General features: G+C 68.0%; 2 protein-coding genes. Both read left to right on the forward strand.

Annotation, left to right across the window (positions count from 1 at the left end):
* On the forward strand, positions 1 to 1,231 hold a 1,231-nt coding region (locus HWX31_RS34625), incomplete at its 5' end, for an acyl-CoA dehydrogenase family protein (RefSeq protein ID WP_175934017.1).
* Positions 1,232 to 1,261: 30 nt separating this feature from the next.
* Positions 1,262 to 1,426 (forward strand): FAD-dependent oxidoreductase (locus HWX31_RS34630; protein ID WP_175934018.1); only part of this gene is annotated, 165 nt, incomplete at its 3' end.

Genomic DNA, 1,426 nt, shown 5'->3' on the forward strand with positions numbered 1-1,426 from the left:
CAAGGTGTTCGGCACCAAGATCTTCATCACGTGGGGCGAGCACGACATGGCCGGGAACATCGTCCATCTCGTGCTGGCGCGCACGCCGAATGCGCCGGAAGGCGTGAAGGGGATTTCGCTGTTCATCGTGCCGAAGTTCCTCGTCAACGACGACGGCAGCCTCGGCGCACGCAACGACGTGCACTGCGTGTCGATCGAGCACAAGCTCGGCATCAAGGCGAGCCCGACCGCGGTGCTGCAGTACGGCGACCACGGCGGCGCGATCGGCTACCTGGTCGGCGAGGAGAATCGCGGCCTCGAATACATGTTCATCATGATGAACGCGGCGCGCTTCGGCGTCGGGATGCAGGGGATCGGCGTGGCGGACCGCGCGTACCAGAAGGCGGCGGCGTTCGCGAAGGAGCGCGTGCAGAGCCGGCCGGTGGACGGCTCGGCGAAGCAGTCGGTGGCGATCATCCAGCACCCGGACGTGCGCCGGATGCTCGGCACGATGCGCGCGCTGACGGAAGGCGCGCGGGCGCTGGCCTATGTGGCGGCCGCGCACAGCGACGTGGCGCACCGCCATGCGGACGAGGCGACGCGGGCGCGCCATCAGGCGATCTACGAGTACCTGGTGCCGGTCGTGAAGGGCTGGAGCACGGAGATGGTGAACGACGTCGCGAGCCTGGGCGTGCAGGTGCACGGCGGGATGGGCTTTATCGAAGAGACGGGCGCCGCGCAGTACTACCGCGACGCGCGAATCCTGGCGATCTACGAAGGGACGACGGCGATCCAGGCGAACGACCTGGTGGGCCGCAAGACGGTGCGCGACGGCGGCGCGGTGGCGAAGGCGCTGCTCGGCGAGATCGGTCAGACGGTCGAGGCGCTCGCCAAGCTCGACGGCGCGGCGGCGGCGTCGATGAAGGCGCAGCTGGAGAAGGGGGCGCGGGCGTTGTCGGCGGTGGTCGATTACGTGGTGGCGAACACGAAGCAGGACCCGAACGCGGTGTTCGCGGGCAGCGTGCCGTACCTGAAGCTGGCGGGCGTGGTGCTGTGCGGGTGGCAGATGGCGCGCGCGCTGGTGGCCGCGCACGCGAACCGCGCGAACGATCCGGCGTTCTACGACGCAAAGATCGCGATCGCGCAGTTCTATGCGGAACACATTCTCGTGCAGGCGGGCGGGTTCGAAGCGTCGATCGTCGGCGCGAAGGGCGGCGAGGGCGTGCTCGCGTTGACGGAAGACCAGTTCTGATCCGGAACTGCGTCAGGAGGAGACTCAGCTTTGACCAAAGATGAACTGATCGCGCAATACGGCCCGCGCGAATCGATGGAATACGACGTCGTGATCGTCGGCGGTGGCCCTGCCGGGCTGTCCGCGGCGATCCGGCTCAAGCAGCTCGCCGCTGAAAAAGGCGTCGAGATCGGCGTCTGCGTGCTCGAGAAGGGC

The organism is Burkholderia ubonensis, assembly GCF_902833085.1.
Taxonomy (GTDB): domain Bacteria; phylum Pseudomonadota; class Gammaproteobacteria; order Burkholderiales; family Burkholderiaceae; genus Burkholderia; species Burkholderia ubonensis.